16 protein-coding genes are annotated in these 17,628 nt (G+C 74.9%); 10 read left to right on the plus strand and 6 right to left on the minus strand.

The genetic code is table 11. From position 1 onward, the window contains the following. Positions 1-14: 14 nt before the first annotated feature. Both ACZ7GJ_RS01505 and ACZ7GJ_RS01510 read right to left on the minus strand, forming a co-directional pair. Entirely contained in the window at positions 15-1,610 is a 1,596-nt protein-coding gene (locus tag ACZ7GJ_RS01505; RefSeq protein WP_470748274.1) for an alpha/beta hydrolase, read from the minus strand. A gap of 115 nt (positions 1,611-1,725) precedes the next feature. Further along, positions 1,726-2,784 (minus strand): Rv2578c family radical SAM protein, encoded by a 1,059-nt coding sequence (locus tag ACZ7GJ_RS01510; protein WP_470748276.1) that lies wholly within the window; start codon positions 2,782-2,784, stop codon positions 1,726-1,728. Positions 2,785-2,937: 153 nt separating this feature from the next. Between ACZ7GJ_RS01510 and ACZ7GJ_RS01515 the strand changes: the two genes are divergently transcribed. The 4 genes from ACZ7GJ_RS01515 to ACZ7GJ_RS01530 all read left to right on the plus strand — a co-directional run bounded on the left by ACZ7GJ_RS01515 (position 2,938) and on the right by ACZ7GJ_RS01530 (position 7,781). Then, positions 2,938-3,381 carry an SRPBCC family protein gene (locus tag ACZ7GJ_RS01515; protein ID WP_470748278.1) on the plus strand — a complete coding sequence of 148 codons (444 nt, stop codon included), beginning with the start codon at positions 2,938-2,940 and terminating at the stop codon, positions 3,379-3,381. A 195-nt stretch (positions 3,382-3,576) separates the two neighbouring features. Continuing rightward, positions 3,577-4,410 carry a M55 family metallopeptidase gene (locus ACZ7GJ_RS01520; protein WP_470748280.1) on the plus strand — a complete coding sequence of 278 codons (834 nt, stop codon included), beginning with the start codon at positions 3,577-3,579 and terminating at the stop codon, positions 4,408-4,410. Position 4,411: 1 nt separating this feature from the next. Further along, on the plus strand, positions 4,412-5,761 hold the full coding sequence (locus ACZ7GJ_RS01525; RefSeq protein ID WP_470748727.1) for a M20/M25/M40 family metallo-hydrolase: 1,350 nt from the start codon (positions 4,412-4,414) through the stop codon (positions 5,759-5,761). A gap of 10 nt (positions 5,762-5,771) precedes the next feature. Further along, positions 5,772-7,781 carry a prolyl oligopeptidase family serine peptidase gene (locus ACZ7GJ_RS01530; protein WP_470748282.1) on the plus strand — a complete coding sequence of 670 codons (2,010 nt, stop codon included), beginning with the start codon at positions 5,772-5,774 and terminating at the stop codon, positions 7,779-7,781. 15 nt (positions 7,782-7,796) lie between these two features. Here the strand turns inward: ACZ7GJ_RS01530 and ACZ7GJ_RS01535 are convergent, their stop codons facing one another. Further along, positions 7,797-8,513 (minus strand): hypothetical protein, encoded by a 717-nt coding sequence (locus ACZ7GJ_RS01535; RefSeq protein WP_470748729.1) that lies wholly within the window; start codon positions 8,511-8,513, stop codon positions 7,797-7,799. A gap of 41 nt (positions 8,514-8,554) precedes the next feature. Between ACZ7GJ_RS01535 and ACZ7GJ_RS01540 the strand changes: the two genes are divergently transcribed. Next, a complete protein-coding gene (locus ACZ7GJ_RS01540) occupies positions 8,555-9,103 on the plus strand; it encodes a GNAT family N-acetyltransferase (protein WP_470748284.1) in 549 nt (182 codons plus the stop codon). Between the two features lie 45 nt (positions 9,104-9,148). Next, positions 9,149-10,048, plus strand: a complete 900-nt coding sequence (locus ACZ7GJ_RS01545; RefSeq protein WP_470748286.1) for an arginase family protein — start codon at positions 9,149-9,151, stop codon at positions 10,046-10,048. Between the two features lie 46 nt (positions 10,049-10,094). Here ACZ7GJ_RS01545 and ACZ7GJ_RS01550 read toward each other — a convergent pair whose 3' ends face one another. Then, positions 10,095-10,691 (minus strand): DinB family protein, encoded by a 597-nt coding sequence (locus ACZ7GJ_RS01550; protein ID WP_470748288.1) that lies wholly within the window; start codon positions 10,689-10,691, stop codon positions 10,095-10,097. 93 nt (positions 10,692-10,784) lie between these two features. Between ACZ7GJ_RS01550 and ACZ7GJ_RS01555 the strand changes: the two genes are divergently transcribed. Beyond that, positions 10,785-12,752 (plus strand): DUF5107 domain-containing protein, encoded by a 1,968-nt coding sequence (locus ACZ7GJ_RS01555; RefSeq protein ID WP_470748290.1) that lies wholly within the window; start codon positions 10,785-10,787, stop codon positions 12,750-12,752. Positions 12,753-12,813: 61 nt separating this feature from the next. Here the strand turns inward: ACZ7GJ_RS01555 and ACZ7GJ_RS01560 are convergent, their stop codons facing one another. Then, complete coding sequence (locus ACZ7GJ_RS01560) at positions 12,814-13,662, minus strand: class I SAM-dependent methyltransferase (protein WP_470748731.1); 849 nt, start codon at positions 13,660-13,662, stop codon at positions 12,814-12,816. A gap of 224 nt (positions 13,663-13,886) precedes the next feature. Between ACZ7GJ_RS01560 and ACZ7GJ_RS01565 the strand changes: the two genes are divergently transcribed. From ACZ7GJ_RS01565 to ACZ7GJ_RS01575, 3 genes are all read left to right on the plus strand, one after another. After that, entirely contained in the window at positions 13,887-14,459 is a 573-nt protein-coding gene (locus ACZ7GJ_RS01565) for a TIGR03086 family metal-binding protein (RefSeq protein ID WP_470748292.1), read from the plus strand. Between the two features lie 116 nt (positions 14,460-14,575). Beyond that, positions 14,576-15,793, plus strand: coding sequence for an aminotransferase class I/II-fold pyridoxal phosphate-dependent enzyme (locus ACZ7GJ_RS01570; RefSeq protein ID WP_470748294.1), 1,218 nt, complete (start codon positions 14,576-14,578; stop codon positions 15,791-15,793). A gap of 87 nt (positions 15,794-15,880) precedes the next feature. Then, positions 15,881-16,960, plus strand: a complete 1,080-nt coding sequence (locus tag ACZ7GJ_RS01575; RefSeq protein WP_470748296.1) for an MBL fold metallo-hydrolase — start codon at positions 15,881-15,883, stop codon at positions 16,958-16,960. Between the two features lie 21 nt (positions 16,961-16,981). Here ACZ7GJ_RS01575 and ACZ7GJ_RS01580 read toward each other — a convergent pair whose 3' ends face one another. Continuing rightward, a complete protein-coding gene (locus tag ACZ7GJ_RS01580) occupies positions 16,982-17,626 on the minus strand; it encodes a DedA family protein (protein ID WP_470748732.1) in 645 nt (214 codons plus the stop codon). Positions 17,627-17,628: the final 2 nt, after the last annotated feature.

Below are 17,628 nucleotides of genomic sequence, written 5' to 3' on the forward strand. Positions count from 1 at the left end.
CTGCCCGCTGGAGATCATCCCCGGAACCCCAGCAGCCCGTGCAGGGCCGCGCCGCCCGCCGAGGGCGCCACCGCCCGGGTCGCCGCCGTCGGCTTGGGGGCCGGCTGCGCGGGGCAGGTGGCGTCCGCGGCCCGGCCCGTACGCAGGTACGCGGACAGCTTCTCGTCCAGGCACTTGTTGCCGGCCAGCGCGATGCCGTGGTTGCCGCCGCCCTCCTCGACCACCAGGGCCGCGCCGGCCAGCTTGCTGCGCATGCTCACCGCGCCCTCGTACGGGGTCGCCGCGTCCTCCGTCGCCTGGAAGAGGAGCGCCTGCGGGAGGTCGGCGTTGGTCACGTCCGGGGCCTGGAGCGGCTCACCCGGCCAGAACGCGCACGGGGCGTTGTACCAGGCGTTGTTCCACGTCATGAACGGTGCCTTGGCGTGCGTGCGCCACATGTCCGTACGCCACTGGTTCCAGTCCCTCGGCCAGGCCGAGTCCCGGCACTGCACCGCCGTGTACACGCTGTAGCTGTTGCCCGCCGAGGGCTCCACCGCACCGAACCGCTCGTACGCCGCCACCAGCGGCTTCGGGTCGTTGTCCACCGCGTAAGCCGAGAAGGCCGCGGCCAGGTTCGGCCAGTAGCCGTTGAAGTAGCCGCCCGGCAGGAAGGTGTCCTCCAGCTCCGCCGGACCCACCTTGCCGCCCGCCGCGGTCGCGCGCAGGGAGTCGCGCATCGCGTACCAGCGCCGCTCGACCGCCGCCGGGTCGGTGCCGAGGCGGTACTTGTCGTCGTACTGCGCGACCCAGGCCAGGAAGGCCTTGTGGCGGGCGTCGAAGGCCTGGTCCTGGGCGAGGTTGTCCTCGTACCAGACGCCGCTCGGGTCCACGACGGAGTCCAGGACCAGGCGGTGCACCCGGTCCGGGTGGAGCTTGGCGTACACCGCGCCGAGGTAGGTCCCGTACGAGTAGCCGAAGTAGCTGATCTTCGGTGCGCCGAGGGCGGTGCGCACCGCCTCGATGTCGCGGGCGGCCGAGACCGTCCCGATGTACGGGAGCACGTCCGCGTGCCTGGTCTGGCAGGACTCGGCGAACTTCCGCACCCGCTCCAGGTTGGCCCGCTCGGTCTGCGCGTCCCGCGGCACCGAGTCCGGGCGTACGGGCGCGAAGTGCCCCGCCCCGCAGTCCAGGGCCGGCTCGCTCTTGCCCACGCCGCGGGGGTCGAAGCCGATCACGTCGAACTGGCCGGCCACGTCCTTCGGGAGCGCGGAGGCGACGTAACCGGCCAGGGTCCGGCCGCTGCCGCCGGGGCCGCCGGGGTTGACCAGCAGCGGCCCCTGGGACGTGGCGGCGGTGTGCGGGACCCGGGTCAGGGCCAGCGCGATCGTGCGCCCGCCCGGCCGGTCGTGGTCGAGCGGGACCTGGAGGGAGGCGCACTGGAGGGTGGGGTAGCGCGAGGTCGCGCAGCCGGTCCACTTGAGAGCCGCGGCCTGCGCCGGGGCCGCGGGCGGCGCGGCGGCGACCGGGGCGGCGGTGACCGGGCTCGCCAGGACGGCGGCGACGGTGGAGATCGACAGCAGGACGGCAGCGCGCTTCGTCAGGGTCGAGGGGCGGATCGAGGGTCGGAGCATGTGGCCTCCCAGCCGAGGGTTCTGGGCGGAATCGTCCCGGAACCCGCGCCCGGAAGGCGGGATTGTGCGGCCCATTGGCCCGATGTGATGACCCTTCAGGCGGCGCGCCGGGTCCTCACAGCAGGCTCAGCTGGGTCGGCCGGTCCTGCGCGGCGGCCTCGGCGCCGCCCGGCCGCTCGGGTACGAGGACCCGGCGCGCCGCACCGCGACCGCTCGGGCCGATGCCGAATTCCGCCGCGAGTTCGTGGACTTGGCGGGTGATCCGGCGCTGGTACCAGGTGGGCGCGTACGACCCGCCCGCGTACATCCGCGCGTACCGCGGGACGAGGTGGGGGTGGTGCTCGCCCAGCCAGGCCGTGAACCACTCGCGCGCCCCGGGCCGCAGATGGAGTACCAGGGGTGTCACGGAGACCGCCCCCGCCTCGGCGACGGCCCGGACGGTGGCCCGCAGCTGCTCCGGCGCGTCCCCGAGGAAGGGGATCACGGGGGCCATGAGCACCCCGCACTCGATGCCGGCGTCGGTCAGCGCCCGTACCGCGGCGAGCCGGGCGGCGGGGGAGGGCGTACCGGGCTCGACGGTCCGCCACAGGGCGGTGTCGGTGAAGCCGACGGAGACGGAGATGCCGACGGCGGTGACCTCGGCGGCCTCCTGGAGGAGGGGGAGGTCGCGCAGGATGAGGGTGCCCTTGGTGAGGATGGAGAAGGGGTTGGCGCGGTCGCGCAGCGCCTCGATGATCCCGGGCATCAGGCGGTAGCGGCCCTCGGCGCGCTGGTAGCAGTCGACGTTGGTGCCCATGGCCACGTGCGCGCCGGTCCAGCGGCGCGCGCCGAGCTCGCGGCGCAGCACCTCGGGAGCGTTGGTCTTGACGACGATCTGCGAGTCGAAACCGAGGCCGGTGTCGAGGTCGAGGTAGCTGTGGGTCTTGCGGGCGAAGCAGTACACGCAGGCGTGGCTACAGCCGCGGTACGGGTTGACGGTCCACTCGAACGGCATCCGGGAGGCGCCGGGGACCCGGTTGAGCAGGGACTTGGCCCGCACCTCGTGGAAGGTGATCCCGCGGAACTCCGGGGTGTCGAAGGTACGGGTGACGACGGCGTCGGCCCCGAAGAGCGCGGCGGGACCGGTGGCCCGCGGGCCGCCGCCCGTCTCGTCGGTCTGGTTCTCCCAGCGCATGGTGCGCCTCCTTCGTTCGACCTCACCCGAGAATAGAACAAACGTTCCCATGATCGTGTGGGCCGTTATTGCGTCCGACCCGGATTTGGGCGGCTGCGCCGGAGATGGTTGGCTTCGCGGTGACGAGCGATCACAACTGCTGGAGGAACAGCTATGGCGCAGGTCGAGGCCACCACGGAGCGGATCATCGCGGCCGACGCGGAGACCGTGTTCGACGCGCTGGCGGACTACACCGGGACCCGGGGCAAGCTCCTGCCCGAGCACTTCAGCGAGTACGAGGTGTGCGAGGGCGGTGACGGCGAGGGCACCCTCGTCCACTGGAAGCTCCAGGCCACCAGCAAGCGGGTGCGCGACTGCCTGCTGGAGGTCACCGAGCCCACCGACGGACAGCTGGTGGAGAAGGACCGCAACTCCTCCATGGTCACCACCTGGACGGTCACCCCGGCCGGCGAGGGCAAGTCCAAGGCCGTGATCACCACCGTGTGGAACGGCGCCGGCGGCATCGGCGGCTTCTTCGAGCGGACCTTCGCCCCCAAGGGCCTCACCCGCATCTACGACACCGTGCTGGCCAACCTGGCGGCCGAAGTCGAGGGCTGAGCCCTGCCGTTGACGGTGAGGCCGGCGCGCGGCCTCACCGGATCGGGTGAACCGGTCGGCCCGCGGGGCGACCGCGACACCGCCCGTTGGGGCCGATCTGCGGAAGCCCGCCGCGGCGGGCGTGGCCCCGGGGTCCCGAGGGGGCCCGGCGGCTAGTGTGGGGGAGCTGAGCGCAGCCGACCGCCCGGGGGCCCGATGAAGATCCTCATCTCCGCCGACATGGAGGGCGCCACCGGCGTCACCTGGCCCGCCGACGTGCTGCCCGGCACACCGCAATGGGAGCGCTGCCGGGCGCTGTTCACCTCCGACGTCAACGCCGCCGTACTCGGCTTCTACGACGGCGGCGCCGACCAGGTCCTCGTCAACGAGGCCCACTGGACCATGCGCAACCTGCTGCTGGAGCGCCTCGACGCCCGCGTCGAGATGATCACCGGCCGCCACAAGACCCTCTCCATGGTCGAGGGCGTCCAGCACGGCGACGTGCACGGCGTCGCCTTCGTCGGCTACCACACGGGCGCCGGCACCGACGGCGTCCTCGCCCACACCTACCTCGCCAACTCCATCACCGGGGTCTGGCTCAACGGCGTCCGCGCGAGCGAGGGCCTGCTCAACGCCCACGTCGTCGCCGAGTACGGCGTGCCGGTCGTCCTGGTCACCGGCGACGACCTGACCTGCCTCGACGCGGCCGGCTACGCCCCGGACGCGGTGACCGTGGCGGTCAAGGACCACGTGTCGCGCTACGCCGCCGTCTGCCGCACCCCCGCCCGCACCGCCGCCGACATCCGCGCCGCCGCCAAGGAGGCCGCGGCGCTCGCCGTCCGGCGCGAACCCCTGCGGGCCGGCCCGTTCGCGGTGGAGCTGGAGTTCGACGCCGAGCACCTGGGGATGGCTGCCACCGTCGTCCCCGGCGTCACCCCGTCCGGGGAGCGCAGGGTCGCGTACACCAGCGAGACGATGTACGAGGGGATCCGGACCTTCAAGGCGGTCACGACGGTCGTCTCGGCGGCGGTGGAGGAGCAGTATGGCTGACATGTACGACCTGAATCCCCCCGTCGACGATTCCCCCGTCGACCGGACGGCACTCGACGAGGCGGTCGAGTTCACCTCCGGCCTGATCCGGATCGACACGACCAACCGCGGCGGCGGCGACTGCCGCGAGCGGCCCGCCGCCGAGTACGTCGCCGAGCGGCTCGCGGCCGCCGGCCTGGAACCGGCGATGCTGGAGCGCACCCCCGGCCGCACGAACGTGGTGGCCCGGGTCGAGGGGTCCGACCCCGCAGCTCCCGCCCTCCTGGTGCACGGCCACCTCGACGTGGTCCCCGCCGAGGCCGGGGAGTGGAGCGTGGACCCCTTCTCCGGGGAGATCCGCGACGGCGTGGTCTGGGGCCGCGGCGCGGTCGACATGAAGAACGCGGACGCGATGGTGCTCGCGGTCGTACGCGCCTGGGCGCGGGCGGGCGTGAAGCCGCGCCGGGACATCGTGATCGCCTACACCGCCGACGAGGAGGACAGTGCGGTCGACGGCTCGGGCTTCCTCGCCGACTCCCACCCCGACCTCTTCGAAGGCTGCACGGAGGGCATCAGCGAGTCCGGTGCCTTCACCGTCCACACCGGACCCCGTCAGGCCCTCTATCCGATCGCGGCAGGCGAACGCGGCACCGCCTGGCTGAAGTTGACCGCCCACGGCACCGCAGGGCACGGCTCCAAGCCCAACCGGGCCAACGCCGTCAGCCGGCTCGCGGCCGCGGTGGCCCGGATCGGCGAGTACGAGTGGCCGGTCCGGCTCACCGACACCGTCGTCGCCTGCATCACCGAACTGGCGGCCCTGCAGGGCCTGTCGGTGAACCCGTGCAGCCGCGACTTCGACCTCGGCGGGCTCCTCGGCAAGCTCGGTCCGGCCGCCGCCCTCGTCCAGGCGACGGTGCGCAACAGTGCCAACCCGACGATGCTCAGCGCCGGTTACAAGCTGAACGTGATCCCCGGCCAGGCCACCGCGTACGTGGACGGCCGGATGCTGCCCGGCGGCGAGGCCGAGTTCATCGCCACCCTCGACGCCCTCACCGGACCCGACGTGCAGTGGGAGTTCCACCACCGGGAGGTCGCCCTCGAAGCCCCCGTGGACGGGCGGACGTACCAGATCCTGCGCGAGTCCGTCGAGCACTTCGACCCCGACGGGCACGTGGTCCCCTTCTGCATGGCGGGCGGTACCGACGCCAAGCAGTTCTCCCGGCTCGGCATCACCGGCTACGGCTTCTCCCCGCTCAAGCTGCCGCCCGGCTTCGACTACTGGTCCCTCTTCCACGGGGTGGACGAGCGGGTCCCGGTCGAGGCGCTGCACTTCGGGGTCCGCGTCCTCGACCGCGCGCTGCGGACCCTGTGATGGGGGCCCGGTGACGGCCGCGCCGACAGGGGGCGGTGCTGGTGCCGGGGCCGGTGCCTACGGCAGTTGGCCCTCGCCCATCGACGCCGCGCTCGCCGCCTCGCTCGACGGGCGGCCCGAGTACGTGGGCACGGTCGGCGCCGAAGTGTGGTGGACCGAGCCCCGTCCGCAGGAGGGCGGCCGCCGCGCACTGGTGCGCCGGCCCGCGGACGGCGGCCCCGAGGTCACGGCCCTGCCCGCCCCGTGGAACGTGCGCAGCCGGGTCACCGAGTACGGCGGGCAGCCCTGGGCGGGCGCCGAACGCCCCGAGGGCGGACCCCTGTTGGTCTTCGTCCACTTCGCCGACCAGCGGCTGTACGCGTACGAGCCCGACCTCCCCGGCGCCGCCCCGAGGCCCCTGACCCCCCTCTCGGCGGTCGGCGGCGGCCTGCGCTGGGCCGACCCCGTGCTGCGCGGCGGCGAGGTCTGGTGCGTGCTGGAGGAGTTCACCGGGCCCGCGCCGACCGACGTCCGCCGGGTGCTGGCCGCCGTACCGCTGGACGGGTCGGCGGCCGGGGATCGGTCCCTCGTACGGGAGTTGACCGACGACCGGTACCGGTTCACCACCGGGCCGCGGCTGTCGCCGGACGGGCAGCGGGCCGCCTGGCTGGTGTGGGACCACCCCCGAATGCCCTGGGACGGCACCGAGTTGAGGATCGCCGAGGTCACGCCCGACGGCCGGCTCGCGCAGGCCCGTACCGTGCTCGGCGGCCCCGAGGAATCCATCGCCCAGGTGGAGTGGACCACCGGCGGAACCCTCCTCGCGGTGAGCGACCGCGGCGGCTGGTGGAACCCGTACCGGGTCGATCCCGCGACGGGCCGGGCGGTCAACCTGTGCCCGCGCGAAGAGGAGTTCGGCGGCCCGCTGTGGAAGCCGGGGCTGCGCTGGCTCGCGCCGCTCCCCGGCGGACTCGTCGCCGTCCTGCACGGCCAGGGCTCCTCGGTGCTCGGCGTGCTCGACCCGGAGAGCGGCGACCTGGTGGACGCGGCCGGGCCGTGGACGGCCTGGCAGCCCACCCTCGCCGTCAGTGGCGGCCGGGTCTACGGGGTCGCCGCGAGCCCCCGCAGCGCCTACGAGGTGGTCGAGCTGGACACCGCCACCGGCCTGGCCCGGGTGATCGGGTCCGCGGGGGTGGACCCGGTGGACCCCGCGTACTACCCGGAGCCGCAGAGCCGGACGTTCCTCGGCCCCGCCGACCGGGAGATCCACGCGCACGTCTACCCGCCGCACCACCCGGCCCGCCCGGCCCCGGCCGACGAGCTGCCCCCGTACGTGGTGTGGGCGCACGGCGGGCCCACCGACCACGTGCCGCCCGTACTGGACCTGCACATCGCGTACTTCACCTCGCGCGGCATCGGCGTGGTCGAGGTGAACTACGGCGGCTCCACCGGCTACGGGCGCGCCTACCGGGAGCGGCTGCGCGAGCAGTGGGGCGTGGTCGACGTCGAGGACTGCGCGGCGGTGGCCCGGGCCCTGGCCGCCGAGGGCACCGCGGACCCCGCCCGGCTCGCGATCCGGGGCGCCAGCGCCGGGGGCTGGACGGCGGCGGCCTCGCTGGCCGCCACCGACCTGTACGCCTGCGCGGCGGTCATCTACCCGGTGCTGGACCTGCTCGGTTTCGCGGAGGAGACCCACGACCTGGAGTCCCGCTACGTCGAGGGCCTGGCCGGGCCGCCGCAGACCCTGCCGCGGCTCTGCCGCGAACGCTCACCGGTGGCCCGCGCCGACCGGATCACCGCGCCGTTCGTGCTGCTCCAGGGCCTCGACGACCCGGTCTGCCCGCCGGCCCAGGCGGAGCGCCTCCTCGCCGCCATGCGCGGACGCCCGGTGCCGCACGCGTACGTCGCCTTCGAGGGCGAGGGCCACGGCTTTCGGCGGGCCGAGACGATGGTCCGGGCGCTGGAGGCGGAACTGTCGCTGTACGCCCAGGTGTTCGGCATCGAGCGGACGGACGTCCCGCGGCTGGACCTGCGGGCCTGACGGCCCAGGCCAGCGTCAGGCGGTGTGCAGCCAGACGCGGAGCGGACCGATCGGGGCGAACCCGGCGCGGACGGCGGCGTCCAGGTCGTCCCCGCTCTCGTAACCCACGACGGGCAGCTCCGGCCAGCGGACGGCGATCTCGGCCAGGGTCCCCGCCCAGGCGGCGTCGGTGTCGGCGTCGTCCTGGGCGAACAGGTTGGACACGCCCACCACGCCGCCGCCGGTGCTCGCGACGGCTCCCGCGACGATCCGGCCCCCGGCGCGGCCCGCCAGGAAGACGATGTCCTCGCCGAGCAGGGACGGGCGGAACAGCCCTGTGCACTCCTCGCCGTCCCAGGCGGCCTCCCAGGCCTCCAACTCCTCGGCGCCCGCGATCTCGGACCACTCCAGACGGGAGTCCGCGGCCGCGACGGCTCCCGCGGCGGCCGGACGGTGGATCCACTGCGCCTCGAAGAGCACCTCGAAGCCGGCCGGGGCCAGGTCGAGCGTGGCGAAGCTGTCCTTGACCGAGCACCCAGGCGAACCGGTGTCGACCGCGGCGACGACCGCGTCCGCCGAGGCGTCCGGGGTGAGGGACACGGCGTCGGGGTAGTACGGCGGCGTGCGCCGGGCGCTGGTCCAGGCGTCCGGGGCGAACTCGGGCCGCAGGTCGTGGCCGCGGCAGACCGCGTCGCACCACTCGGCGTTGTTGCGCGCCGCCGCGAGCAGGAGTTCCTGGATGTCCGGGGTGATGATCACACCGGGGATGATGCCACACGCCCTAACCTGGGCCGATGACCTTTTCCACGTACCTCGCCGCGGGGGCGCGCGTCGGCCTGCGCCCCTACCGGCTCGCCGACGGCGCCGAGTTCACGGCCCGCGCGCGCGAGAGCCGAGAGCTGCACCGGCCGTGGCTGTTCCCGCCCTCCACCATCGACGAGTACGAGCCGTATGCGGCCCGGCTGAGCGCCACCGACGGTGACGGCGGCCGCGCCGGGTTCCTCGTCTGCGAGCTGGCGACCGGGGCCATCGCCGGCTTCGTCAACATCAACAACATCGTGCGCGGCGCCTTCCAGTGCGGCGCACTCGGCTACGGCGCCTTCGCGCACGCCGCCGGCCGGGGGCTGCTGGGAGAGGCGCTGGACCTGGTCCTCGGCCACGCCTTCGGCGAACTCGGGCTGCACCGGCTGGAGGCGAACATCCAGCCGGGCAACGCCGCCTCGATCGCCCTGGTCAGGGGGCGCGGCTTCCGGCTGGAGGGGCTCTCCCCGGACTTCCTGTACGTCGACGGCGCCTGGCGGGACCACGAACGCTGGGCCGTCACGGCTGCCGCGGCGGCATGACCGAAATGACGGGCCCGCGGCGCGCCCATCCCACAGGATGAGGGCATGAGAAGCCTCGTACTCCTCGATGCCCCGTCCAACCTCGGCCTGCGGCCGCCCGCACCCGGCACCGTACCCGGCGTCTACAAGCTGGCGGGCGCCCTGCGCGAACAGGGCCTGCTGGCCCGGCTCGGCGCCCGCGAGGGCGGGGTCGTCGTCCCGCCGCGCTACGACCGCGGAGACTGGCGGGAGGGCGACGGCGTGTTCCACGCCGACGCGATCGCCGCGTACACCGTGACCCTCGCCGACCGGATCGAGAAGCACCTGCGGGCCGGGGAGTTCCCCGTCGTACTGGGCGGCGACTGCTCGATCCAGCTCGGCGCGGCCCTCGCCATGCGGCGGCTCGGGCGGTACGGGCTGGCCGCCATCGACGGCTCGGCCGACTTCCGCCACCCCGGGAACACCGAGGTCAACGGGCCCGTCGGCGCGGCCGGCGGCGAGGAGCTCGCCCTGTCCACCGGGCGCGGCCAGGCAGGCCTCGCCGACCTGGAGGGGCTCTCCCCGTACCTGCGGGACGAGGACGTACGGCTCTTCGGACTGCGCGACGGGGACCCCGACCTCAAGGAGCTGCGCGCGGCCGGGTTCTTCGCCGCCACGGTCGGGGCGATCCGCGACCGCGGCGCCGGGCCGGTGGCGCGCACGGCCCTGGACGGGCTGCACCCGCCGACGACGGCCGGGTTCTGGGTCCACCTCGACGCCGACGTGCTGGACCCGAGCGTGATGCCGGCCGTGGACAGCCCGGACCCGGGCGGGCTGGTCCCCGACGAACTCGCCGAACTGCTCGGGGTGCTGGTGCGTTCGCCGCGCTGCGTGGGGCTCAACGTCACCGTCTACGACCCGGACCTGGATCCGGACGGCCGCGCGGCGGCGCTCCTCGGAGACCTGGTGGCGGGAGCGTTCGCCTAGGGGATGTCTGACGGTTCTAGGCGAACGCCCCCGCCGGAGGCCGTCGTCACATGCCGGTCGCGCCGTCGATCCGCTCCCGGAGCAGGTCGGCGTGTCCGTTGTGCCGTGCGTACTCCTCGATCATGTGGATCAGGACCCAGCGCAGCGACACCCGGCCGCGCCACTCGTCATCGGCCTCGACGTCCAGGTCGGGGGCCTCGGCGGTGAACCGCTCCGCGAAGGCCACTTCGCCGCGCCAGGCCTCCCAGGACTCGGCGACCTCCCGCGGGGAGAGCGCCGCGACGTCGAAGTCGCCGTCGGGCTCGGCCTCCGAGAAGAACAGCGCCGGCGCGTCCTCCCCGGCCAGCACCTGCCGGAACCAGCGGCGCTCCGCGTCGGCGAGGTGGCGGACCAGGCCGAGCAGTGTCAGGGTCGAGGGGTCGACGGCCTGCCGGGACAGTAACTCCGGCTCCAGGTCGGAGCACTTGAGCAGCAGCGTCGTGCGCTGGGCGGCCAGCATGCCGGTGATCAGCGCACGCTCGTCGCCGGTCGCGGGGCCGGTGAACCGCTGCTCGGCGTCGGCTCCTTGGAGCAGGCCGGCCCTGCGGGCTGGGGCCGGGCCGGCGCTGTCATGGGGGCTCGTCGCATTGGTCGTAGTGGTCATGTCCGCCATGATGGACCATCTTTGCGTAATCCTGACCGGTGGTGATCCGCGAAAGCCCTGTGCAGCGGCCGTCGCTGCGTGTTCCATGCCTTCATGGCCACCACCGTCCGACGTGCCCTGCTGACCCTCCCCGCAGCCCCGTTGGGGCCCGAGAACCCGCTGCCCGCCCTCCGCGCGCCCGACGGGCCGCACGCACTGGACGAGCGGTCGCGCGAAGGGCTGCCGCGCGACATGGCCCGCCAGATCGGGTACGAGCCGCTGCGCTCGCTGCTGCCCGTCCGGGAGTTGGACGGCTACCAACGTCAGCGGACGGAGCGGGAGTTCGACTCGATCGTCATCGAGAACGAGCACCTGCGGGTCACCGTGCTGCCCGGTCTCGGCGGCCGGATCCACTCGCTCGTCCACCTGCCCACCGGGCGTGAACTGCTGTACCGAAACCCGGTGTTCCAGCCGGCCAACTTCGCCCTCAACGGCGCCTGGTTCTCCGGCGGCATCGAGTGGAACATCGGCGCCACCGGCCACACCACCCTCTCCTGCGCCCCCGTGCACGCCGCGCTCGTCCCGGCGCCCGACGGGGGAGCGATGGTCCGGCTGTGGGAGTGGGAGCGGCTGCGCGACCTGCCGTTCCAGGTGGACCTGTGGCTGCCCGGGGACTCGGAGTTCCTCTACGTCGCGGTCCGCGTGCGCAACCCGCACGAGCGGCCCGCGCCCGTGTACTGGTGGTCCAACATCGCCGTACCGGAGGACGCGGGAACCCGGGTGCTGGCCCCGGCCGAGGAGGCCTGGCACTTCGGCTACGAGCGCTCGCTGCGGCGCATCCCCGTACCGCAGTGGGAGGGCGCGGACCGCACGTACCCGCTGCGCAGCGAGTACCCGGCCGACTTCTTCTACGAGGTCCGCGACGGGGACCGGCCCTGGATCGCCTCCCTCGACGCGGAAGGCCGGGGCCTCGTGCAGACCTCGACGGCCCGGCTGCGCGGCCGCAAGCTCTTCGTGTGGGGCGCGGGCGAGGGCGGGCGGCGCTGGCAGGAGTGGCTGACGCAGCCGGGGACCGGCGGGTACGCGGAGATCCAGGCGGGCCTCGCCCGCACCCAGCTGGAGCACGTACGGCTCGACGCCGGGGCGGAGTTCAGCTGGCTGGAGGCGTACGGGCCGCTGTCGGCCGACGCCTCGGCGGTGCACGGGAGCGACTGGGCGGCGGCGCGGGCCTCGGCGGAGGCGGCGCTGGCGGCGGCCCTGCCGCGGGTGCGGGTCGAGGAGGCGTACGAGGCGTGGCGCGGGTGCGCCGACACCGAACCGGGGGAGCGGCTGGCGACCGGTTCGGGCTGGGGTGCGCTGGAGGTGCTCTGCGGGGGTTTCAAGCTGCCGGGCACGCCCTTCCCGGAATCCACGCTGGGCGACGCCCAGGCCCCGTGGCTGGAGCTGTGGCGCACCGGCGTTTTCCCGGCCCCGCGGCGGGCGGCTCCGCCGGGACCGGGCCTGGTGGCCCCGCACTGGCGGGACATGCTGGAGACCGCCCGGGCCGACCCGCTCACCGAGTACCACCTCGGGGTCGCGCAGTGGCGTGCGGGTGATGTGGCGCAGGCGGTACGCAGCTGGGAGCGCGGGCTGGCGCTGGCGCCGTCGCGGTGGCCGCTGCTGAGGTGCCTGGCGGCGGCCGACGAGCTGGCGGGCGACCGGGGGCGGGCGGCGGACCGCTACGCCGAGGCGTTCGAGGACCTGGCGCAGGAGAGCCGGGGCAGCGCCGAGTGGCTGGCCGCCGAGTCCGCGCTGGGGCGGGAGGCGATGGCGGCGCTGCTGGCCGCCGGTCGCCTGGCCCAGGCGCGGTCCGTGTGGGACCGGCTCCGCCCGGCGCTGCGCGACCAGGGCCGCTTCCGCCTGCTGGCCGCCCGCCTGCTGGCGGCGGAGGGGCATGTGGTCGCGGCCCGGCGGGTCTTCGAGGACGGCTTCGAGCTCCCGGACCTCCGCGAGGGCGACGAGACCCTGTCCGAGGTCTGGGCCGCCCTCACCGACCGCCCGCTCCCGCCGCGCTACAACTTCCGTATGCGCCCGCCGGTCTGAGCCGGGCCCGCGGTGTGGCCGGGAGCCCGGCCCCCGGCCGGGGTCAGGCCCCCGGCCGGGGTCAGGCCCGGGCCAGGATCTCGCCGTTCAGGACCGAGAACCAGGCGTCCGGGGAGGAGCCCCAGCTGCGCCAGGCCTCCGCGACGGCCGCGAGCTCCGGGGCGGTCGCGTGACCGCCCCGGGTCGCGATGTCGGCGTACGCGGAGGCGGTCGTGCGGTCCGCCCACAGTTCGGACCACCAGGCCGTCTCCTCGGCGGTCGCGTAGCACCAGGCCGTCGCCGAGGACGCGATGTCCGTGAAGCCCGCCGCCCGGGCCCATGCGCGCAGGCGGCGTCCGGCGTCGGGCTCGCCGCCGTTCGTGCGGGCGACCCGTCGGTACAGGGCCTGCCATTCCTCCAGCCCCGGGGTCGCCGGGTACCAGGTCATCGCCGCGTAGTCCGCGTCCCGGGCGGCCACGATCCCGCCCGGCCGGCACACGCGGCGCATCTCCCGCAGGGCCCGTACCGGGTCGCCCACGTGCTGGAGCACCTGGTGGGCGTGGACCACGTCGAAGGAGTCGTCCGGGAAGTCCAGTGCGTGCACGTCCGCCGTGGCGAACCGGACGTTCGCCAGGCCGCGCTCCTTCGCGTACGCGTCCGCCTGGGTCAGTACGTCGGGCGCCGCGTCCACGGCGGTGACCTGCCCCGTCGGACCGACCAGCTCCGCCAGGTCCGCGGTGATCGTGCCGGGGCCGCAGCCCACGTCCAGGACGGACATCCCCGGCCGCAGCTCGCCGATCAGGTAGGCGGCCGAGTTCGCGGCGGTGCGCCAGCGGTGCGAACGCAGGACCGAGTCGTGGTGGCCGTGGGTGTAGACCGCGGTCTCCTTCGGGGCGCCGGCATTGATGGCGTTCACGGCGTTCGCGTTCATGGCGTTCACGGGAGCGACTCCTCTTCGTCGAAGCGTGGTCGAAGCGTTGCCACCAACGTAGAGGATCAGTTCGGACTCTGAGATATGTGTTTTGACATGTGGACACCATCCGTGTGCGGCATGGGGATTGGGTAGGTCGGTACCGGGGCGGTGGCAGGGCCGAGCAGGTGCGAGGACAGTGGGGCCCAGGGGGCGGACCCCCATGGCGAAGGACGGTGGGACCCATGCCGGACACGCTGCTCGAACAGCACGCCGAGGCGCTGCGGCTCTTCGGCGAGCACGTGCGCGCCATCGCGGACGACCAGTGGGGCGCACCGACCCCGTGCACGGAGTGGAACGTACGGGAGCTCGTCAACCACGTGACGGGCGAGCAGCTCTGGATCCCGCCGCTGGTCACGGACGGCCGCACCGTCGAGGACATCGGCGAGGAGCTCTCCGGCGACGTGCTCGGCGAGGACCCGGCCGCCGCCTGGGAGCGGGCCGCGGCCGCCGCGCACGCGGCCTTCACCGCGCCCGGCGCGCTGGACCGCACCGTGCGCCTCTCGTACGGGCCCGCGCTCGGTTCGGCGTACTGCTCGGAGCTGACCGCCGACTGCGTCGTGCACACCTGGGACCTCGCCCGGGCCATCGGCGCCGACGACCGGCTGCCCGAAGCCCTGGTCGAGTTCTCCATCAAGGAGGTCATGCCGTACGCCGACGGACTCGCCGCGAGCGGGGCCTACGACCCGCCGCTGGAGATCCCGGCGGGCGCGAACGCCCAGACCCGGCTGCTCGCCCTCGTCGGCAGGCGGGGCTGACCGCCGCCCACCGCGCAGGAGTGGAGGGGCACAACGGGCAGATTCACCCGAATAATCGTATAAAGGCAGGGTTGGTGCGAGCGAGGCCCGTGCACGGGCGGAAAGAGGTGGCGGGGATGCAGCGCACGACGGCCGAGGGCCGTGGTCCGGTCCGCTACGGTCCGCCCGCCCCCCAGCCCGGCCTGCCCGTGCTCCCCGAACTCACCGCCGTACTCGCCGCGGCCGCCGGACGCGCCGCCCCCGAGCCCGCGGGCGGCGGAGAGCCGGTGCGCGAGGCGGCCTGCCGCCACTGGGGGCGCCGCGGACTGCCGACCGCACCCGAGAACGTGGCCGCCGGACCCGGACCCGCCGCCCTGCTGCTCGCGCTCATCGGCGCGTACGGCGGCGACGTCATGCTGCCCCGGCCCTGCCCCGCCTGGTGGACCCCGCAGGTCCGGCTGCTGGGGCGGCGGGCCTACCACGTGCCGACCCCGGCGGAGTGCGGCGGCGTACCCGACCCGTACGCCCTGCTGGAGACCGTACGGCGGGTGCGCGCCGAGGGCGGCGACCCGCGCATCCTGCTGCTCTCCGTCGCCGACGACCCGACGGCCACCGTGCCGCCGCCCGAACTGCTGCGGGAGGCCTGCGAGGCCGCCGCCGACGCCGGGCTGTTCGTCGTCAGCGACGAGAGCTGGCGTGACACCGTGCACCGCCCGCGCGACACCCTCGTCCTCAGCCCCGCCGAGATGCTGCCCGACGCGGCCGCCGTGCTCGTCGACCTGGCCGGCGCCCTGCTGCCCGCCGGCTGGCCCGCCGCCGTGGTCCGCTTCCCCGACACCGCGCGGGGCACCTGGCTGCGCGCCCGCACCCTCGATGTCCTGACCGCCACCGGTGCGTTCGTCGCGGGACCCGTCGCCGGGGCCGCCGCGTACGCCCTGGACGAGCCCGAGGCCGTCGCCGCACGCGCCCGCGCGGCCGCCGCCCTGCACGGCGCCGTGGCCGCCGCCGCCCACCGGGAACTGCTGGCCGTCGGAGCGCTCGCCCGGCCCCCGCAGGCCGGACGGCACCTCTACGCCGACCTCACCCCGCTGCGCGCGGGCCTCGCCCGGCACGGGGTCGGCGACGCCATGGAGCTGGAGGACTGGCTCGGCGGCCGGCTGGGGGCGCCCACCCCGGGCGGCCAGCGGTTCGCCGACGAACCCGTCGCCCTGCGCGTCCGGCTGTCGACCGGGCCGCTGCTCGGCGCCACCCCGCAGGAGCGGCTGGCCGCGCTCGCCGCCCCCGACCCGCTGGGGCTCCCGCACGTACGGAGCTCCCTGGACCACCTCCGAGCGGTCCTCGCCGGACTCGCATGACCGCCCGGACCCGATGAACCCGCCGCACCCACAGCAGCCGCCGCACCCGCCGCACCCGCCGCACCCGACGTGGACGGAGACTTCTTGATGAGGGATCAGACGGATACGACCGCCTCCTCGGAAGTGCTGCGCCCCGCCGTGTCCCCGCGCCCCGTGGCGCGGCCCGCGCCCCGGGCCCCGCAGCCGCCCCCGGCCCGGCCCGCGCCCCCGCGCCCGCTCGGGGAACACCGGGCGTGGCCCCGCTCGTTCGCGGACCGGCTGACCACACCGCTGCCGGGCCTGCGCGCCTTCGCCCGGCTCGCCCGAGAGGGCGCCTTCCGGCCCGGGCCCGACGGGCTGCGCGGCATCCCCGACCTGCCGTACGCACCCGCCCCGCTGCCCCCGGCCGGCCCCGGGACGGTCTGCGCCACCTGGGCGGGACACGCCAGCTGGGTCCTGCGGGTCGGCGGTCTGACCGTACTGACCGACCCCGTCTGGTCCCGGCGGATCCTCGGCACCCCCGCGCGGATGACCCCCGTCGGGGTGCCGTGGGAGGAACTGCCGCCGGTGGACGCCGTGGTGATCAGCCACAACCACTACGACCACCTCGACGCGCCGACCCTGAAGCGGCTGCCCCGCCACACGGCCCTCTTCGTCCCCGCCGGCCTGGGCCGCTGGTGCCGCCGCCGCGGCTTCACCCGGGTGACCGAGCTCGACTGGTGGGAGGCGGCCGAACTGGGCGGCGTACGCTTCGAGTTCGTCCCCGCGCACCACTGGTCGAAGCGGTCCCTGCTCGACGCCTGCCGCACCCTGTGGGGCGGCTGGATGCTGAGCGAGGCCCGGGCCGCGGCCCCGAGGAAGGTGTACTTCGCGGGGGACACCGGCTACGGCCACTGGTTCGCCGAGATCGGCCGCCGCCACCCCGGCATCGACCTGGCACTGCTCCCGATCGGCGCCTACGCCCCGCGCTGGTGGCTGCGCGACGTCCACGCCGACCCGGAGGAGGCCGTCCAGGCCTGCCTCGACCTCGGCGCCCGCCGGATGGCCCCGATGCACTGGGCCACCTTCGCCCTCTCCGCCGAACCGGTCATGGAACCCCTGCACCGCACCCTGGAGGCCTGGACCCGCGCCGGCCTGCCCCGCGAAGACCTCTGGGACCTCCCGATCGGCGCCTCCCGCACCCTGTGACGGCCCCGCCCCGGCAGCCGGTCACGGAGCCTCGCCGTGCGACGCGGGCTCCCCGCGCAGCCGGCGCAGCAGGGAGGGGGCCGCGCTGATCAGCAGGGTCAGGGCGACCGCCAGGGCCACGCCCTTCCAGGGCTCCGAGAAGAGCGAGCCGCCGAGGATCCCGATCAGGCCGTACGTCGCCGCCCAGGCGAGGCACGCGGGGGCGTCGCCCCGGGCGAAGCGGCGCAGCGGAAGCTCCGCCAGCAGGCAGGCCAGCATCACGGGGATCCGGCCCGCCGGGACCAGGCGGGAGACCACCAGGACCAGTACGCCGTGCTCGTCCAGCCGCGTCTGCGCCTGCTCCAGCCGCTCCGGCGTGGCCCGGCCGCGCAGGGCCTCCAGCCAGCGCGAGCCACCGCGCGAGCGGATCCCGCGCTGTCCGAGCCAGTACAGCGCGACGTCCCCGGTGAACGCCGCCAGCGCCGCCACCCCGAACACCAGCAACAGCCCGAACGGCAGCGACTGCTGATGGAACGCCACCACCGCGGCCGAACTCACCAGCGCCCCCGTCGGGATCACCGGCACCAGCGCCCCGAGCGCCACCAGCACGAACAGCGCCGGGTAGCCGACGGCCTGTTGGGTCGTCTCCGGCGTGACCTGACCGGCCGCCGCCGCGAGGTCGAGCAGGG

Source organism: Streptomyces sp. NPDC037242 (genome assembly GCF_055604165.1).